The sequence below is a fragment of the Paraburkholderia sp. RAU6.4a genome (assembly GCF_050435625.1).
Taxonomy (GTDB): Bacteria; Pseudomonadota; Gammaproteobacteria; order Burkholderiales; family Burkholderiaceae; genus Paraburkholderia; species Paraburkholderia tuberum.
Genome location: NZ_JBNDKQ010000002.1, coordinates 3,066,134 through 3,082,565 on the forward strand (window position 1 = coordinate 3,066,134; position 16,432 = coordinate 3,082,565).

Below are 16,432 nucleotides of genomic sequence, written 5' to 3' on the forward strand. Positions count from 1 at the left end.
TGCTCAGGCGGCGAGTCGGGAAATATCGGCGACGCAGTTCATCTGCTGATGCAGCGCGCCGAGCAGAGCCAGACGGTTCGCGCGCAACGCGGGGTCTTCGGCGTTGACCATCACGTCGTTGAAGAACGTGTCCACCGGTTCGCGCAGCGCGGCCAGCGCCGTCAGCGCGCCGGTGTAGTCGCGCACGGCCAGTTGCGATTGCACGCGCGGCGTGACCTGTTCGAGCTGCGCGTTGAGCGCCTTCTCCGCTGCCTCGGTGAGCAAGCCGGGCTGCACGCTGCCGTTCGTCACGCCTTCCGACTTCTTCAGGATGTTCGAGATACGCTTGTTGGCCGCCGCGAGCGACGCCGCTTCGGCGAGCGACGCGAACTCGCGCACCGCGTCGAGGCGCGCGACGAGGTCGTCGAGCCGCGTCGGGTTCAGCGCGAGCACCGCGTCGATTTCGCCGGCCGCGTAGCCGCGTTCGCGCAGCAGGCCGCGCAGGCGGTCCATGCTGAACTCGTAGATCGCGTCGGTCGAATCGGCGACGTTCGGCACGCCGGCGAATTGCGCATAAGCGATGCGCAGCAGCTCGACGAAGTCGACGTTCAACTGTTTCTCGACCAGAATGCGCAACACGCCGAGCGCATGACGGCGCAGCGCGAACGGGTCTTTCTCGCCGGTGGGCTGCAGGCCGATGCCCCAGATGCCGACCAGCGTTTCGAGCTTGTCGGCGAGCGCGACGACGGTGCCGGTCGCAGTGGTGGGCAAGGCGTCGCCCGAGAAGCGCGGCTGGTAGTGTTCCGAGCATGCGAGCGCGACTTCTTCCGGCTCGCCGTCGTGGCGCGCGTAGTACGTGCCCATCGTGCCTTGCAGCTCGGGGAATTCGCCGACCATGTCGGTGATCAGGTCGGCTTTCGCGAGGCGCGCGGCGCGCGTCGCGAGCGCGACGTTGGCGCCGGTCAGTGCGGCGATCGCGCCGGCCAGCCCTTCGAGCCGCTCCACGCGTTGCAGCGCCGAGCCGAGCTTGTTGTGATAAACGACGTTCGCGAGCAGTGGCACGCGATCCGCGAGCGGCTTCTTCTTGTCTTGCGTGAAGAAGAACTTCGCATCGGCGAGACGCGGACGCACCACGCGCTCATTGCCTTCGACGATCTCGACCGGCGTCGCCGTCTCGATGTTCGACACGATCAGGAAGCGCGAGCGCAGCTTGCCGTTCGCATCGGTCAGCGCGAAGTACTTCTGGTTCGTCTGCATCGTCAGGATCAGGCATTCCTGCGGCACTTGCAGGAATTCGTCCTCGAAGCGGCACTCATAGACAACCGGCCATTCGACCAGCGACGTCACTTCGTCGAGCAGCGCTTCGGGCATCACGACCTTGTCGTCACCGGCTTGCGCGAGCAGTTGCGAGCGGATCGCTGCCTTGCGCTTCGCGAAGCTCGCGATCACGCGGCCTCTGTGTTCGAGCGTTTCGGCATACGACTGCGCATGCTGGATCTGCACGAAGCCTTCGGACAGGAAGCGGTGGCCGAGCGTGGTGTCGTCGGCGTCGATGCCGAGCACGCTGACCGGCACGATTTCCTCGCCGTGCAGCGCGGTCAGACGATGCACCGGGCGCACGAACTTCACGCTCGAACCGTCGGGGCGCTGATACGTCATCGGATTCGGAATCGGCAGCTTCGCGAGCGTTTCGTCGAGCGCGCCTTGCAGGCCGTCGGCGAGCGTCGCGCCCGGCGCCGCGTAGCGCAGGAAGAACGCTTCGGCTTTACCGTCCTGGGCGCGTTCGAGGTCGTTCACCGTGAAATCGGGGAAGCCGAGCGCGGCGAGTTTCTTCGCGAGCGGCGCGGTGGGCTGGCCATCTTTATCGAGCGCGACGGAAACCGGCAGCACTTTTTCGCGCACGTGTTTTTCCGGCGCGAGCGCGCGCACGCTGTGAATCGTCACCGCGAGACGACGCGGCGTGGCAAAGCGTTCGAACGACGGCTCGCCTTCGATCAGGTCGCGCGCCGCGAGGCGCTGCGCAATACCTTCGGCGAAGGCGTCGCCGAGACGGGCGAGCGCCTTCGGCGGCAGTTCTTCGGTCAGCAGCTCGACGAGCAGGGTAGCGTGTTGAGATTGAGTCATTGGTTGAAGTTCTCGTCAGTCCTGGTCGATCTTGCGTTCGACTTTCAGCGGCGGCGCCCACGCGGGCATCGCGGCTTCCTGCTCGTCGGTGGTGAGGCCGGGCACGCCGTGCACCGGATTGCCGAGCATCGGGAAGCCGAGCTTTTCGCGCGAGTCGTAGTAGGCCTGCGCGACCAGACGCGACAGCGCGCGAATCCGGCCGATGTACGCCGCGCGTTCCGTGACCGAAATTGCGCCGCGCGCGTCGAGCAGGTTGAACGTGTGGCCGGCCTTCAGCACGAGCTCATAGGCGGGCAGCGCGATCTGTGCATCGATCATGCGCTTCGCTTCCGCTTCGTAGCTGTTGAAGAAAGTGAACAGCAGATCGACGTTCGCGTGCTCGAAGTTGTAGGTGGACTGCTCGACCTCGTTCTGGTGATACACGTCGCCGTAGGTCAGGCGGCGCAGTTCGGGGCCGTTCGGGCCTTGTTCTTCCCACTCGGTCCAGACGAGGTCGTAGACGTTCTCGACCTTCTGCAGATACATCGCGAGGCGCTCGAGACCGTAGGTGATTTCGCCGAGCACCGGCTTGCAGTCGAGACCGCCGACCTGCTGGAAGTACGTGAACTGCGTCACTTCCATGCCGTTCAGCCACACTTCCCAGCCCAGCCCCCATGCGCCGAGCGTCGGGTTTTCCCAGTCGTCCTCGACGAAACGCACGTCGTTCTGCTTCAGGTCGAAGCCGAGCGCTTCGAGCGAGCCGAGGTACAGGTCGAGAATGTTTTCCGGCGCGGGCTTGAGCACCACCTGATACTGGTAGTAGTGCTGCAGACGGTTCGGGTTCTCGCCGTAGCGGCCATCTTTCGGGCGGCGCGACGGCTGCACGTAGGCGGCGCGCCACGGCTCGGGGCCGATCGCGCGCAGGAACGTATGGACGTGGGACGTGCCCGCGCCGACTTCCATGTCGATCGGCTGGAGCAACGCGCAGCCCTGCTTGTCCCAGTAGGACTGCAAGGTCAGGATGATTTGCTGGAACGTGAGCATGAAGTGCCTTTCGGGCATGGGGCCATGCCGCGCGCGCCGAAGCGCGCGAGGGGGTCGTGGAGCGAAGTGCTAAACCCGAGATTTTAACGGAAAGGAAGGGGGGCGGCCCGTTTTGCGGGGTCGGACGGGCCGCGATGCGGTTTTTGGGCGACAGGCGACGCGGCAAGGGCCGCGCGCACGTTCAGCTCGCCGCCAGCTCCGCCTTCGGCGAGAACGAATCGCTTTGCGCGATCGGCCAGTACGTCTCGAACAGGGTATAGCGATAGTTGCCGTTGAGCAGGTCGTTCGGTTCGAGATATTTGAGCAGATCCGACATCAGCCGCACCTCATGCGAGGACACGCGCCGCACGATGTGATGCGCGCGCAACTCAGCCGGATGCCGGAGCCCGGCGGCCTGGATGATTTCCTGCAACGCGTGCAGCGTGTTGTGGTGGAAGTTGAACACGCGATCGGCCTTGTCCGGCACCACCAGCGCGCGCTGGCGCACCGGATCCTGGGTTGCGACGCCGGTCGGGCAGCGGCCGGTATGGCAGGTCTGCGCCTGGATGCAGCCGACCGCGAACATGAAGCCGCGCGCCGCGTTGACCCAGTCCGCGCCGATCGCGAGCGTCTTCGCGATATCGAACGCGGTGATCATCTTGCCGCTCGCGCCGATGCGGATGCGTTGCCGCAGACCGATGCCGACCAGCGTGTTGTGCACGAGCAGCAGCCCCTCCTGCAACGGCACGCCGACGTGATCGGTGAATTCGAGCGGTGCCGCGCCGGTGCCGCCTTCCGCGCCGTCCACGACGATGAAGTCCGGCAGAATGCCCGTTTCCAGCATCGCCTTCGCGATACCGAAGAATTCCCACGGATGCCCGATGCACAGCTTGAAGCCGGTCGGCTTGCCGCCCGACAGCGTGCGCAGCCGCTCGACGAATTCGAGCAGCTCGCGCGGCGTCGAGAACTCGGAGTGCGTCGCCGGCGAGATGCAGTCGCGGCCCATCGGCACGCCGCGCGTCTCGGCGATTTCGGGCGTGATCTTCGCGCCCGGCAGCACGCCGCCGTGACCGGGCTTCGCGCCTTGCGACAGCTTCACCTCGATCATCTTCACCTGCGGTTCGGCGGCCTGCTTCGCGAACTTCCCGGCGTTGAAGGTGCCGTCGTCGTTACGGCATCCAAAATAGCCGGACGCGATTTCCCAGATGATGTCGCCGCCATGTTCGCGATGATATTTCGACATCGAACCTTCGCCGGTGTCGTGCGCGAAGTTGCCTTTCTTCGCGCCGAGGTTCAGCGCCATGATCGCATTGGCCGATAGCGAGCCGAAGCTCATCGCCGACACGTTGAAGATCGACATCGAATACGGCTGCCCGCGATCGGGGCCGACGACGATGCGAAAGTCGTGACCGTCGAGCGTGGTCGGCGCGAGCGAGTGGCTGATCCATTCGTGCGCGACCGCCTTCACGTCGATCCGCGTGCCGTATGGGCGGCTGTCGACATCGTTCTTCGAGCGCTGATAGACGATGCTGCGTTGCGCGCGCGAGAACGGCTTCTCGTCGGTATCGTCTTCGACGAAATACTGACGGATCTCCGGGCGGATGGATTCGAAAATGAAACGCAGGTGGCCCCACAGCGGGTAATTGCGCAGGATCGCATGGCGCTGTTGGCTCAGGTCGAACACGCCGAGCGCGACGAGCGCGGCCGGCACGAGGATCCAGAACCATGACAGGTGATGCGTCGCGGCGAGCGCGGCACATACCGCGGTGAGGGCGATTGCGCACCACATGGCCAGATAGCGTCGAGAAAACATGGGGACTCCAGTGCAGTGAAGATCATTGCGGCGGCATCGTCCGCACGGGAGCGCGGGCGGTATCGGTCGCGAAGGAAAACCGGCGGTTGCGGGTCACGGTGCGACGCGGACCGGCGAAGCCCGAAGATAAGGCCTGCGAATGGAAGCCAAGCGTCGCACGCGAAGGTGAAGTGTGTGTGAATGCGCCAGGCGGGCGAAACATGGTGAACGGCGCGAACCTGTCGGAATGGTACGACCCGCCGCGCCCGCCGTTATGCATCGCTCAACGCGCGCCGAGCAGAGCCGCTTTTTGCCTCGGGTTTTGCGGCTCGTCCTGCGCCTGGCCTTGCGGCTGCTTTGGCTTGTGCGCCTGCTTGCGACGCTGCGCGCGGGTTTGCTTCGGCGCCTGATCCTGCGGCAGCTCGGCCGGTTGCCCGGTCACCGCGCGTTCGATGATGCCGCCGCCGAGGCACACGTCGCCGTCATACAGCACCGCCGATTGGCCCGGCGTGACGGCCCATTGCGCGGCGTCGAAGCTCAGTTCGAAGAGGCCTTCGCCCGAACCGCCTCCCGCCGGGGCGTTGAACGTGCACGCCGCGTCGGCCTGCCGGTAGCGCGTCTTCGCGCCGCACGCGAAGCCGTCGGCCGGCGGCTCGCCCGCGACCCAGCTCGTGTTGCCCGCCGACAGCGTATGGCACAGCAGCCACGGATGGTCGTGTCCCTGCGCGACGTACAGCGTATTCGTCGGAATATCCTTGCCGGCGGCGAACCAGGGCTCGCCGCTGCCGTCCTTGCTGCCGCCGAGACCGATGCCCTTGCGCTGGCCGAACGTGTAGAACGCGAGGCCGATGTGCTCGCCGACGATCTTGCCGTCGGTGGTCTTCATCGGGCCCGGCCTGGTCGGCAGATAGCGGTTCAGGAAGTCGCGGAAAGGCCGCTCGCCGATGAAGCAGATGCCGGTCGAATCCTTCTTCTTCGCGTTCGGCAGGCCGATCTGCGCGGCGATCTCGCGGACCTTCGTCTTGGGAATTTCGCCGAGCGGGAACAGTGTTTTCGACAGCTGCGCCTGGTTCAGCCGATGCAGGAAGTACGACTGGTCCTTGGTATGGTCGAGCGCCTTCAGCAGCTCGAAGCGGCCATCGTTCTCGCGCACGCGCGCGTAGTGGCCGGTCGCGATCGTTTCCGCGCCGAGCGACATCGCGTGATCGAGGAAGGCCTTGAACTTGATCTCGGCGTTGCACAGCACGTCCGGGTTCGGCGTGCGGCCGGCCGAATATTCGCGCAGGAATTCGGCGAACACGCGGTCCTTGTACTCGGCCGCGAAGTTGACCGCCTCGACGTCGATGCCGATCAGGTCCGCCACCGACACCACGTCGATCCAGTCCTGGCGCGTCGAGCAGTATTCGCTGTCGTCGTCGTCTTCCCAGTTCTTCATGAACAGGCCGACCACGTCGTAGCCCTGTTCCTTTAGCAGCCACGCGGTGACCGACGAATCGACGCCGCCCGACATGCCTACTACGACTTTGCGCTTGCTCATAAGGTACTCACTGGGTGCTGCATGACTGCATTGATCTATGGGGCCGCTCGTGACGGCCTCATTGCTTCGGCGCAACCGAATGCGTATGGACGAAGTCGAGCGGGAAACGCCGGCCGGCCAGGTAATCGTCGATGCACTGCATCACGAGCGGCGTGCGATGCCGCTCGGGGCACGCGCGCAACTCATCGGCGCTCATCCACAGCGTGCGGACGATGTCGGGATCGAGCGAACTCGCCGGGTCCGGTTCGCCGCCCGCGCCGCAATAGGTGAAGCGCAGGTATGTGGTGCCCGCGCGGTCCGGCCGCTCGAAGTGGGTCATGTACATGCCGACGAGCGCCTCGGGCGCGAACGGATGCGCGGTTTCCTCGAACGTTTCGCGGACCACCGCTTCCAGCAGCGTTTCGCCCGCCTCGAGGTGGCCGGCGGGCTGGTTCAGGCGCAGGCCGGCGGCAGTGTGTTCCTCGACTAGCAGGAACCGCCCGTCACGCTCGACGATCGCCGCGACGGTCACGTGCGGCCGCCAGGTTTCCGGTTTCATGGCTGCGCATTTTACCGGTTATGCGCGCCGGCTGCCTGGTGACCGCTGGCAGCCGGTTCGCAGCGTGTTCGAGGTGGCATCGCGACCGATTCGTAACAGTTTGGCGGTCTGTCGCGCATTCGCATCGACCCCGATATTTGTGATGTGGCGGTTTCCGGTTAAAGTGGGGCCTGCGTTAGCCGTTGCATGTGCAAGCCGGCGAGCCTCGTCGGCGGATCTGTCGTCAAACAGGAAGTCGAGGAGAAACAACGATGCACATCGGAGTGCCAGCCGAGACGCGCGCGCATGAAACCCGCGTTGCCGCGACGCCCGAGACGGTCAAGAAGTACGTGGCGCAAGGCCACCGGGTCACGCTCCAGAGCGGCGCCGGCGCCGGCGCGAGCTTTCCCGATGACGCCTATACGGCCGTGGGCGCGGAAATCGTCGATGCCGCCACTGCATTCGGCGCAGATCTCGTCCTCAAAGTCCAATCCCCCACCGATTCCGAACTGCCGCTGCTCAAGCGCGGCGCGACGCTGGTCGGCATGCTCGATCCGTTCAACGCCGACAACGCGGGCAAGCTCGCCGCGGCCGGCGTCACCGCGTTCGCGCTCGAAGCCGCGCCTCGCACCACGCGCGCGCAAAGCCTCGACGTGCTGTCGTCGCAGGCGAACATCGCCGGCTACAAGGCGGTGCTGCTCGCGGCGACGCTCTATCCGCGCTTCATGCCGATGCTGATGACCGCGGCCGGCACCGTGAAGGCCGCGCGCGTGCTGATTCTCGGCGCGGGCGTGGCTGGCCTGCAGGCGATCGCCACCGCGAAGCGCCTCGGCGCCGTGCTGGAAGCGTCCGACGTGCGCCCGGCCGTCAAGGAGCAGATCGAGTCGCTCGGCGCGAAGTTTCTCGACGTGCCCTATGAAACCGACGAAGAACGCGACGCCGCGCAGGGTGTCGGCGGCTATGCGCGGCCGATGCCGCCGTCGTGGCTCGCGCGCCAGTCGGCGCTGGTGCACGAGCGCGCAAAGCAGGCCGACATCGTCATCTCGACCGCGCTGATTCCGGGCCGCCCGGCGCCGACGCTGCTGTCGGTCGACACTGTGCAGGCGATGAAACCAGGCTCCGTGCTCGTCGACCTCGCGGCCGGCCGCGGCCCCGAAGTCGACGGCCGGCGCGGCGGCAATTGTCCGCTGACCGAGGCGGACCAGGTGGTGGTGCGCTATGGCGTGCAGATCGTCGGCTATACGAATCTCGCCGCGATGGTGCCCGCCGACGCGTCGTCGCTGTACGCGCGCAACGTGCTCGACTTCCTGAAGCTGATTATCGCCAAGGAAGGCACGCTGAACATCGATCTCGCGGACGACATCGTCGCGGCCACGCTGCTGGCTCGCGACGGCCAGGTCACGCGCAACGCATAGGGGGAAGCCGAAGATGGAAGTCATCAATCACACGGTGATCAACCTGATCATCTTCGTGCTGGCGATCTACGTCGGCTATCACGTGGTCTGGAACGTCACGCCCGCGCTGCATACACCGCTGATGGCGGTGACCAATGCGATCTCGGCGATCGTGATCGTCGGCGCGATGCTCGCGGCGGGTCTCACCGTCGGCAGCGCCGGGAAGTTCTTCGGCACGATCGCGGTCGCGCTCGCGGCCGTCAACGTGTTCGGCGGATTCCTCGTCACGCGGCGAATGCTCGAGATGTTCAAGAAGAAAGAACCCAGGAAACTACCGGCTGGCGGCAAGGAGGGTACGTAAATGAGCCTGAACGTCGTCACGCTGCTGTATCTGGTCGCGTCGGTCTGCTTCATCCAGGCGCTCAAGGGGCTGTCGAATCCGAAGACCGCGCGCGTCGGCAATACCTTCGGCATGGTCGGCATGGCGATCGCGATTCTGACGACCATCGCGCTGATCTCGCGGCAGGCCGAAGTACTTGGCTCCAATCTCGGTCTCGGTCTCGGCCTGCTGCTGTTCGGGCTCGTGATCGGGGGCGCGATCGGCGCGTTCGTCGCCGCGCGCGTCGAGATGACCAAGATGCCTGAACTGGTCGCGGCGATGCACTCGCTGATCGGTCTCGCGGCCGTGTGCATCGCGTATGGGGTGGTGTCGGAGCCGGCCGCGTTCGGCCTCGTCGATCCCAACGTGCCGATCGAGGGCTTCCTGCCGTACGGCAACCGCATCGAACTGTTCATCGGCACGTTCGTCGGCGCGATTACTTTTAGCGGCTCGGTGATCGCGTTCGGCAAGCTGTCGGGCAAGTACAAGTTCCGGTTGTTTCAGGGTGCGCCGGTCGTCTACGGCGGCCAGCATCTGATCAACCTGATGCTCGCGCTCGCGATGCTCGGCTTCGGCGTCCTCTTCTTCCTCACGCAGTCGTGGCTGCCGTTCATCATCATGACGATCATCGCGTTCGTGCTCGGCGTGCTGATCATCATTCCGATCGGCGGCGCGGACATGCCGGTGGTCGTGTCGATGCTGAACTCGTACTCGGGCTGGGCGGCGGCGGGCATCGGCTTTTCGCTGAACAATCCGATGCTGATCATCGCCGGCTCGCTGGTGGGGTCGTCGGGTGCGATCCTGTCGTACATCATGTGCCGCGCGATGAACCGCTCGTTCTTCAACGTGATCCTCGGTGGCTTCGGCAACGAGCCGGGCGCGGCCGCGGGCGGCGCGGCGGAGCAGCGTCCGGTGAAATCGGGTTCGGCCGATGACGCGTCGTTCATGATGGGCAACGCGGAAACGGTCGTGATCGTGCCGGGCTACGGGCTGGCCGTCGCGCGCGCGCAGCATGCGTTGAAGGAGTTGACCGACAAGCTGGTCGAGAAGGGCATCGAGGTGAAGTACGCCATTCACCCGGTGGCCGGCCGCATGCCGGGTCACATGAACGTGCTGCTCGCCGAGGCCGAAGTGCCGTACGACATGGTGTACGAGATGGAGGACATCAACGGCGAGTTCGGCCAGGTCGACGTGGTGCTCGTGCTCGGCGCGAACGACGTGGTGAATCCGGCCGCGAAGAACGATCCGAAGTCGCCGATCGCGGGCATGCCGATCATCGAGGCGTACAAGGCGCGCACCGTGATCGTCAACAAGCGCTCGATGGCGGCGGGCTACGCCGGGCTCGACAACGACCTGTTCTACATGGACAAGACGATGATGGTGTTCGGCGACGCGAAGAAGGTGATCGAGGATATGGTGAAGGCGGTCGACTAGATCGCTAGCGGTGAACGACGCTTTACACGCTTTTCACTGAGCAAGTGAAGAAATTGGATACGCTCCAGCTCTTGCGACGCGAGCTGGAGGGCCACCTTGCGTTGCTCGCTCTCGATAAGGAGAGCGAGCATAAGTGAGCCGCCCGTCGGCGGATTTTTCGCGGACGCGAAAATTTCTCTTTCGGAACTCACAACGTAGTGACTTGCCGACATTCCTGACATGTAGTAACGTTACTACGTTAGGTGGCGGGAGGGAATATGACGATTACGACCTTATCCAGCAGGGAACTCAATCAGGACGTGACCCGGGCGAAAAAGGCGACCAAGGACGGCCCTGTATTCATCACCGATCGCGGCAGGCCCGCCCATGTTTTGCTGAGCATCGAGGAATACTGGCTTCTCGCCGGACAGCGTCGCAACATCGTGGACGCCTTGGCCATGCCCGAGGTTGCTGACATTGAATTCGATCCGCCGCGCGTGGATATATCTATCCGGCCGGCTGAACTCTGATGTTTGTTATCGATACGAATGTCGTTTCCGAACTCCGTAAGGGGCGCAGGGCGGATGCCAACCTCGTCGCCTGGGCAAAGAGCGTCGATGCTTCGGCGCTCTTTGTTTCTGCAATCACGATCATGGAGCTGGCAACGGGCGTTTTGCTGAAGGAGCGCAGCGACCCGAGCCAAGGCGCGTTGCTGCGCGCATGGCTCGAGGAGCACGTCTTAACTGAATTTGCGGATCGCGTGCTGCCTGTCGATACGGGCGTTGCCTTACGCTGCGCGCGCTTGCATGTACCGGATCGGCGCTCGGAGCGTGATGCGCTTATCGCCGCTACGGCGATCGTTCATGGTATGACCGTGGTGACGCGAAATGTCGCTGATTTCGTAGCAACGGGCGTCTGCCTTGTGAACCCTTGGCAGGCCGCGTGATTTTTCGCGGACGCGAAAAATTTCGCGTCGGGTCAATGCCGGTAACTGGACTTACCGGCATGCGTTTCACCTGCGATAACCGCCTGGATCGCCAGGCACCCCGGCCGTAAGCCTTATGCGGCGGGCTTTCATAAGGAGCTTGACCCAATGACCATCAACGCATCTACATGGACAAGACGATGATGGTGTTCGGCGACGCGAAGAAGGTGATCGAGGATATGGTTAAGTCGGTCGAGTAGCTCGTTAGCGGTAAACAGACCCTGAGATCGCGGTGCGTCGCGCCGCGATCCTTTTCATATTTTCGGCCTCGCGTTTACGTGCCGCAGCAGATCCGCGAGCCGCCTGCCTTCCTGATCCGGATACGTCTCGAGCACTTCGAGATCGCGCATTTTCTCCAGTCCAAAATTGCGGAAATCAGCACGCAGCTCGCACCATGCGCCGAGCGTCCAGCGCGCGCCCCAGTACGCGAGCGCGAGCGGCCAGACGCGGCGCTCGGTGTCCGCGCCGTTGGCGTCGGTGTACGCGAAGCGCACCACCTGCCGCGCATCGATCGCGCGATGCAGCGTGTCGAGCTGCGTCGAAAAATCCCCCTTGATGTGAAACGACGGCGCGAAGATCGCGAGCCGTTCGAGCGTCGCGCGCCTGTCGGCGGGCATCGCCGATGCGATTTTGGCCAGCGCGCCCCGCGCGCCGCTCGCGAAGCCCGCGCCACCCCATGATTCGAGCATGCGCGCGCCGGCGGCGAGCGCGGCGAGTTCGTCGGCGGTGAAGGTCAGCGGCGGCAGACTTGCCGAGCGCGACAGCCGATAACCGATGCCCGCTTCGCCTTCGATCGGCACCCCCGACAATTGCAGATCGCGCACGTCGCGATAGACCGTGCGCGGCGAGATGTTCAGCCAGTCGGCCAGTTGCTGCGCGGTGGTCAGGCGCCGGCCGCGCAGCAGCTCGGCGATCTGGAACAGGCGGTCGGCGCGGCGCGTCATCGTGGGCGTCGGGTAGAGGAGGAAGGGGACGGTCCCGCGATGATAGCGCCGCATGGCGGCCTTCGGTCGGGGCGCGGCGGCTTCCGGTGCGCGCTTAGCCGTTGGTGCGCGAATGCAGGCCGACGCGATTGCCTTCGGTATCGGTGAAGAACGCGATATAGCCGATGTCCTGTGGCAGCTTGATCACCGGGCCGTCGGTCTTGCCGCCCGCCCGTTCGATGCGCGCAAGCGCCGCGTCGACGGTGGGCAGCGCGTTCAGGTAGACGGTGACGCCGTCGACGCCGGGTGTCATCGACGGATTGTGGACGATCGCGCCGCCAGTTGCGGGCTCCTCGTAGCTGAACACGGCGATCGGCTGGCCGCCGATCTCCTGTCGATTCAACGGGGCGTCGAGCGCGGCTTCGTAAAAGCGCACCGCGCGATCGAAATCGACCGACGGGATTTCGAACCAGGCAACGAGTTTGGGCAATGCGGACATGACACTCTCCTTCGGTTGGCAGTAGGCCGTTCAAGCGCCGGATGGCGTGAGAAGGAGTGTGCGGGGGTGCTGCTGACAGCGTGGTGGCAGTAGGGTGCGAAGACGCGACCGCTTCACCCCACCAGCAACTGAAACACGCCGACCACATCGCTCATGCGCGTGGCCTGCTTTTCGAGCGACGCGATGACGACAGGGCGACGACAGCGCGCCGCCCCGCTAGAAACAGCCTCAAGCCGCCGGCGGATCGCCCTGCGGACGCTGCCGCACGCTGCCCGCGATCAGATCGAAGCGGAACAGCCGGCATTCGAGCGCACCGTTGAACAGCGGCGTCTTCGTCGATTCGCGCAGCCGCAGTTGCCCCGGAAGCTTGCGATCCGACGTCAGGATGAACGCATGCCATCCGGCAAAGCGCTGCTTCAACGCATTGCCGAGCAACTGGAAAAACTCGCTGTCCGGCGCTTCTTCCTGAATGCGGCGGAAGCCGTCGTCGTCGCGATTGCCGCGGCCTTCGCGAAGCTCGCCGCGCGCATTGCGGCCGCGCACTTCGATCCGCTCGCCATACGGCGGATTCGCGACGAGGATGCCCGGCGCCGAGCCAGGCGGCGTCATGTCGCGCGCATCGAGCTGCTTGAGCGAAATGGGCGGCAAGCCGGCGCGCTCGAAGTTCGCGCGCGCTTTTTCGAGCATGTCCCCGGAGATGTCGCTGCCGAAAATCTCCAGATCCGCGCCGCGCGAGCCGCGCGCCGCATTTTTCGCCTCGAGCGCGGCGCCCTTCAGCGCTTGCCAGCTCCGCGCGTCGAACTGTTTGAGCTTCTCGAAGCCGAAGCGCCGCTCGACGCCCGGCGCGATGTTCAACGCGACCTGCGCCGCTTCCGCGAGGAACGTGCCGCTGCCACACATCGGATCGTAGAGCGGCGTGCCGGCCTGCCAGCCAGTCAGACGCAAAATGCCAGCCGCGAGGTTTTCGCGCAGCGGCGCCGCGCCCTTGTCGAGACGCCAGCCGCGCTTGAATAGCGGATCGCCGGAAGTGTCGAGGTACAGCGTGCAGTCGGTCGCGCTCAGGAACGCGAACACGCGCACGTCGGGCATCGCGGTGTCGACGCTCGGCCGCGCGCCGCTTTTTTCGCGCAGACGATCGCAGATCGCGTCCTTCACGCGCAGCGTCGTGAACTCGAGACTGCGCAGCGGCGACTTGATCGCGGTGACGTCGACGCGCAGCGTCTCGTGCGCGGAGAACCACTGCTCCCAGCGCTGCTCGAGCGCGAGCGCGTAGATGTCCTGCTCGCCGCGGTAGGGCCGCTCCGCGATTTTCAGCAGCACGCGGCTCGCGAGACGCGAGTGCAGATTGGCGGCCATGCCGGCGGCCCAGCCGCCGCGAAAATGCACGCCGCCCGGTACCTGGGCGCCGGCCGTGAAGGCGGTGCCGTTCAGATGTTTGGCGGCAATTTCGGCGAGTTCGGCCGCGAGCGGAGCTTCGAGCCCGCGCGGGCAAGGAAGGAAGAAATCGAAGGACATTGAGGTTGCCGCAAGGCGTTGGATAAGGCGCTATTGTACGCGGTCGAGATCGGCGGGCCGGCGCGATCGGCGCGCCGGCCCGCCGTCTGTCGTTGCGTCATCTCGCCTCGCGTCCCGCTTGGGCCGGCCACACGAGTTCCAGCGGATGCCGCCTGACCCGCTGCCAGATCGCCCCGCGCAGCGAGCGCACCGCATTGCGCCGCAAATCGCGCGATTTCACCGCCATGTAGAACGCCAGCGCAAAACTCACCGCGACATTGAGAATCGCCATGCTGCCGACGCCCGCCACCGCCCACCACAGAGCCGGCAGCTTCAGCGCGCTTTCGCCGAGCGCGCCGAGCGCCACGCCGATCGAGCCGGCAGACAGCGTCACGTGACGCACGTCGAACTTGAACGCGAAGGCGGTGAGGATCGCCGGCACGAGCCCGAGCATCAGGCCGAGCGTGATATTGCCGACCACGCCCGCGACGTTCGCGCGGCACAAGCGCGCGAGACGGTCGGCGCCGGCCACGCCGAGCGTCATGCGCAGGCGCCGGTTGTAGGCGAGCGCGTCGGCGACGCGATGCAGGATGAACCAGTTGTCCGCCCAGCCCGCGAGCAGGCTGGACGACCACAGCAGCACGCCCGTCAACGCCGCATAGAACGGCGTCGGCCCGATCAGCGAGAACGACTGCAGCGTCGCGATCGCCTTGTCGGCCGAAATGAGGTCGGTGTTGAACAGCGCGTGGTACAGCAGATCCACGCACAGACTGACGGGAAACACCAGCAGCACGTTGCCGAGCACCGCCGCGGCCTGCGTGCGCATCAGCGCGGTCACCGAACTCACGAAACTGTCGACGCCGGCCGGCGTGCCGACGCCGTCGAGTTCGCGCGCGAGCGTCGGCGCGGTCATCGCGGGCTGTTTGGTCGCGAGCGAGAAGTGCAGGAAGTGCATCAGCAGAAAGCTCGCCGCGTAGTTGATACCGGCGAGCACGCCTTCGAGCATCGCGTGCAGATGGGCGCCGGTGATCGCGAACTTCACGCACACGGTGACGACGGTCACGAGTCCGCCGCCGGCCGCCATGCGCATCATCTTCAGATACTCGGCGCGATCGCGCGCGATGTAGTGTTCGCCGGTGTCCGCGCTGTACTCGACGATCTTGCGCGCGAGCAGCGATGAATTGCTGCGCGCGAGATGCGCGACGCTCTGGCTCGCGTGATTGGCGCGCACGAGTTCGGCGGTCAGGCGCGCGGCCGCGTGCAGATCGTCCTGCGCCATCCAGGCATCGAGCAGATGCTCGGCGCGCTCGATGCGCATGCGCATCCGCTCGACCTGGAACACGATGTCGACACTCACGCCGTTGCGGTACAGATGCGCGAACACGTTGTCGGTTGCGCCGCGGCATTCGTCGAGCAGCAGCCGCAGATAGTTGACCTCGCGTAGCAGCGGCTCCTGCGGGCCGCCCGCCGCGTACGCGTCGTGAGCGGCTTCGACCGCGAGCATCGCGCGGGTGAGGCGGTAGAACGGTTGGCTTTCCATTGCGACGCGCACGCCGTTGACGTCGGTGGTTCGTGCGTCGATTACGCGGTCGACGCGGTCGTCGATGCGATCGCCAGGTGGCGCCACACCGCCCAGCCGGCTGCGCACCGTTTGCGACAGTCCGGTCGAGCTGATCTGGCAGGTCAGGTTGTGCAGCGCGGCCAGCAGGTCGAGCGAGAAGGGCGTGCTGTCGCGTCCGTCTTCTTCGTCGTCGGGCGCGTAGTCGAATAGCGCGTGGATACGCACCAGCAGATCGGTGGGCAGCGTGTCGATCCATTCGGCGTCGCGCTCGGAGCCGAACATCAGCGTGACGATCGCGGTGAGGTCGCGGCGGTTCGGCGCGGGCGGAATCAGCGACGCCTCGAGGCGTTCGAACACCGCGCCGAAGAAGCCCGAATGCACCGGCATGCCGGCGTCGCACAGCAGCGAGAGGCCATCGCTTTCGCGCAGCAGCGCGCGCAGGATGCCGGCGACGTTCGCCTTCCACGCGGGGTTGCGATCGAGCACGTGCAGCAGGTAGCGGATGCGCGTGTGGGCGTGGTTGGACTGGCGGGCGACGGTGTCGTCGGCGTCAGTTGCACCGGGTCGCACGATGCGGCCGCGGCGAATCCAGTGCGCGAGTTCGATCAGCCACTCGCTGCGCTCCGCATAAGGCGCGGTCTTATCCGCGATCGCGAGCAGCGCATAAAGTTGATGGCCGCCGTCGCGCGACGCGCGCCATTTTTTTATCAACCGTCTGATGGAGTCGAACATGGGTTTGTCCTGCAGAGGCGCGTGGCGTCGAATGGACTGCTAGGCATTGTGGAAGCGCGTCTGCTGAAGCTGTGCGTTGAAGTCGGCGCGGCCCGGATAGA

The 16,432-nt window shown here is 65.5% G+C and carries 14 protein-coding genes; 5 read left to right on the plus strand and 9 right to left on the minus strand.

The features are described from left to right. Positions 1 to 3 precede the first annotated feature (3 nt). From glyS to OKW40_RS19000, 5 genes are all read right to left on the minus strand, one after another. Positions 4 to 2,103, minus strand: coding sequence for a glycine--tRNA ligase subunit beta (glyS, locus tag OKW40_RS18980; RefSeq protein WP_429490968.1), 2,100 nt, complete (start codon positions 2,101 to 2,103; stop codon positions 4 to 6). Positions 2,104 to 2,118: 15 nt separating this feature from the next. Continuing rightward, positions 2,119 to 3,126, minus strand: a complete 1,008-nt coding sequence (gene glyQ / locus OKW40_RS18985; RefSeq protein ID WP_008921090.1) for a glycine--tRNA ligase subunit alpha — start codon at positions 3,124 to 3,126, stop codon at positions 2,119 to 2,121. A 181-nt stretch (positions 3,127 to 3,307) separates the two neighbouring features. Beyond that, positions 3,308 to 4,918 carry an FMN-binding glutamate synthase family protein gene (locus OKW40_RS18990; protein ID WP_429407425.1) on the minus strand — a complete coding sequence of 537 codons (1,611 nt, stop codon included), beginning with the start codon at positions 4,916 to 4,918 and terminating at the stop codon, positions 3,308 to 3,310. 262 nt (positions 4,919 to 5,180) lie between these two features. Beyond that, on the minus strand, positions 5,181 to 6,434 hold the full coding sequence (gene mnmA, locus OKW40_RS18995) for a tRNA 2-thiouridine(34) synthase MnmA (RefSeq protein ID WP_429490970.1): 1,254 nt from the start codon (positions 6,432 to 6,434) through the stop codon (positions 5,181 to 5,183). A 58-nt stretch (positions 6,435 to 6,492) separates the two neighbouring features. After that, a complete protein-coding gene (locus OKW40_RS19000) occupies positions 6,493 to 6,972 on the minus strand; it encodes an NUDIX hydrolase (protein WP_429490972.1) in 480 nt (159 codons plus the stop codon). A gap of 251 nt (positions 6,973 to 7,223) precedes the next feature. Here OKW40_RS19000 and OKW40_RS19005 point away from each other — a divergent pair, with 251 nt between their 5' ends. The 5 genes from OKW40_RS19005 (at position 7,224) to OKW40_RS19025 (ending at position 11,083) form a co-directional block, all read left to right on the plus strand. After that, positions 7,224 to 8,366 (plus strand): Re/Si-specific NAD(P)(+) transhydrogenase subunit alpha, encoded by a 1,143-nt coding sequence (locus OKW40_RS19005; protein ID WP_184062348.1) that lies wholly within the window; start codon positions 7,224 to 7,226, stop codon positions 8,364 to 8,366. A 13-nt stretch (positions 8,367 to 8,379) separates the two neighbouring features. Then, positions 8,380 to 8,706, plus strand: a complete 327-nt coding sequence (locus OKW40_RS19010; RefSeq protein ID WP_018419437.1) for an NAD(P) transhydrogenase subunit alpha — start codon at positions 8,380 to 8,382, stop codon at positions 8,704 to 8,706. Further along, complete coding sequence (locus tag OKW40_RS19015; RefSeq protein ID WP_429356601.1) at positions 8,707 to 10,158, plus strand: NAD(P)(+) transhydrogenase (Re/Si-specific) subunit beta; 1,452 nt, start codon at positions 8,707 to 8,709, stop codon at positions 10,156 to 10,158. It begins immediately after the preceding gene. Positions 10,159 to 10,415: 257 nt separating this feature from the next. After that, positions 10,416 to 10,667 (plus strand): type II toxin-antitoxin system prevent-host-death family antitoxin, encoded by a 252-nt coding sequence (locus tag OKW40_RS19020; RefSeq protein WP_184067206.1) that lies wholly within the window; start codon positions 10,416 to 10,418, stop codon positions 10,665 to 10,667. Beyond that, positions 10,664 to 11,083: a type II toxin-antitoxin system VapC family toxin gene (locus OKW40_RS19025; protein ID WP_429357160.1), complete on the plus strand. Its 420-nt coding sequence runs from the start codon at positions 10,664 to 10,666 to the stop codon at positions 11,081 to 11,083. The genes OKW40_RS19020 and OKW40_RS19025 overlap by 4 nt, the downstream gene beginning before the upstream one ends. A 293-nt stretch (positions 11,084 to 11,376) precedes the next feature. Here OKW40_RS19025 and OKW40_RS19030 read toward each other — a convergent pair whose 3' ends face one another. From OKW40_RS19030 to OKW40_RS19045, 4 genes are all read right to left on the minus strand, one after another. Continuing rightward, positions 11,377 to 12,120, minus strand: coding sequence for a helix-turn-helix transcriptional regulator (locus tag OKW40_RS19030; protein WP_429490975.1), 744 nt, complete (start codon positions 12,118 to 12,120; stop codon positions 11,377 to 11,379). 40 nt (positions 12,121 to 12,160) lie between these two features. Next, on the minus strand, positions 12,161 to 12,544 hold the full coding sequence (locus OKW40_RS19035) for a VOC family protein (RefSeq protein ID WP_429356603.1): 384 nt from the start codon (positions 12,542 to 12,544) through the stop codon (positions 12,161 to 12,163). Between the two features lie 228 nt (positions 12,545 to 12,772). Then, a complete protein-coding gene (locus OKW40_RS19040) occupies positions 12,773 to 14,059 on the minus strand; it encodes a THUMP domain-containing class I SAM-dependent RNA methyltransferase (protein WP_429490978.1) in 1,287 nt (428 codons plus the stop codon). 97 nt (positions 14,060 to 14,156) lie between these two features. Beyond that, a complete protein-coding gene (locus OKW40_RS19045; RefSeq protein WP_429490980.1) occupies positions 14,157 to 16,331 on the minus strand; it encodes a site-specific recombinase in 2,175 nt (724 codons plus the stop codon). Between the last annotated feature and the right edge of the window lie 101 nt (positions 16,332 to 16,432).

Bases quoted from the DNA above. Each gene is read 5' to 3' on its own strand.
- OKW40_RS19045 (WP_429490980.1), bottom strand. From the start codon at position 16,331: ATGTTCGACTCCATCAGACGGTTGATAAAAAAATGGCGCGCGTCGCGC.
- glyS (WP_429490968.1), bottom strand. From the start codon at position 2,103: ATGACTCAATCTCAACACGCTACCCTGCTCGTCGAGCTGCTGACCGAA.
- OKW40_RS19030 (WP_429490975.1), bottom strand. From the start codon at position 12,120: ATGCGGCGCTATCATCGCGGGACCGTCCCCTTCCTCCTCTACCCGACG.
- OKW40_RS19010 (WP_018419437.1), top strand. From the start codon at position 8,380: ATGGAAGTCATCAATCACACGGTGATCAACCTGATCATCTTCGTGCTG.
- OKW40_RS19015 (WP_429356601.1), top strand. From the start codon at position 8,707: ATGAGCCTGAACGTCGTCACGCTGCTGTATCTGGTCGCGTCGGTCTGC.
- OKW40_RS19035 (WP_429356603.1), bottom strand. From the start codon at position 12,544: ATGTCCGCATTGCCCAAACTCGTTGCCTGGTTCGAAATCCCGTCGGTC.
- mnmA (WP_429490970.1), bottom strand. From the start codon at position 6,434: ATGAGCAAGCGCAAAGTCGTAGTAGGCATGTCGGGCGGCGTCGATTCG.
- glyQ (WP_008921090.1), bottom strand. From the start codon at position 3,126: ATGCTCACGTTCCAGCAAATCATCCTGACCTTGCAGTCCTACTGGGAC.
- OKW40_RS18990 (WP_429407425.1), bottom strand. From the start codon at position 4,918: ATGTTTTCTCGACGCTATCTGGCCATGTGGTGCGCAATCGCCCTCACC.
- OKW40_RS19005 (WP_184062348.1), top strand. From the start codon at position 7,224: ATGCACATCGGAGTGCCAGCCGAGACGCGCGCGCATGAAACCCGCGTT.
- OKW40_RS19020 (WP_184067206.1), top strand. From the start codon at position 10,416: ATGACGATTACGACCTTATCCAGCAGGGAACTCAATCAGGACGTGACC.
- OKW40_RS19000 (WP_429490972.1), bottom strand. From the start codon at position 6,972: ATGAAACCGGAAACCTGGCGGCCGCACGTGACCGTCGCGGCGATCGTC.
- OKW40_RS19040 (WP_429490978.1), bottom strand. From the start codon at position 14,059: ATGTCCTTCGATTTCTTCCTTCCTTGCCCGCGCGGGCTCGAAGCTCCG.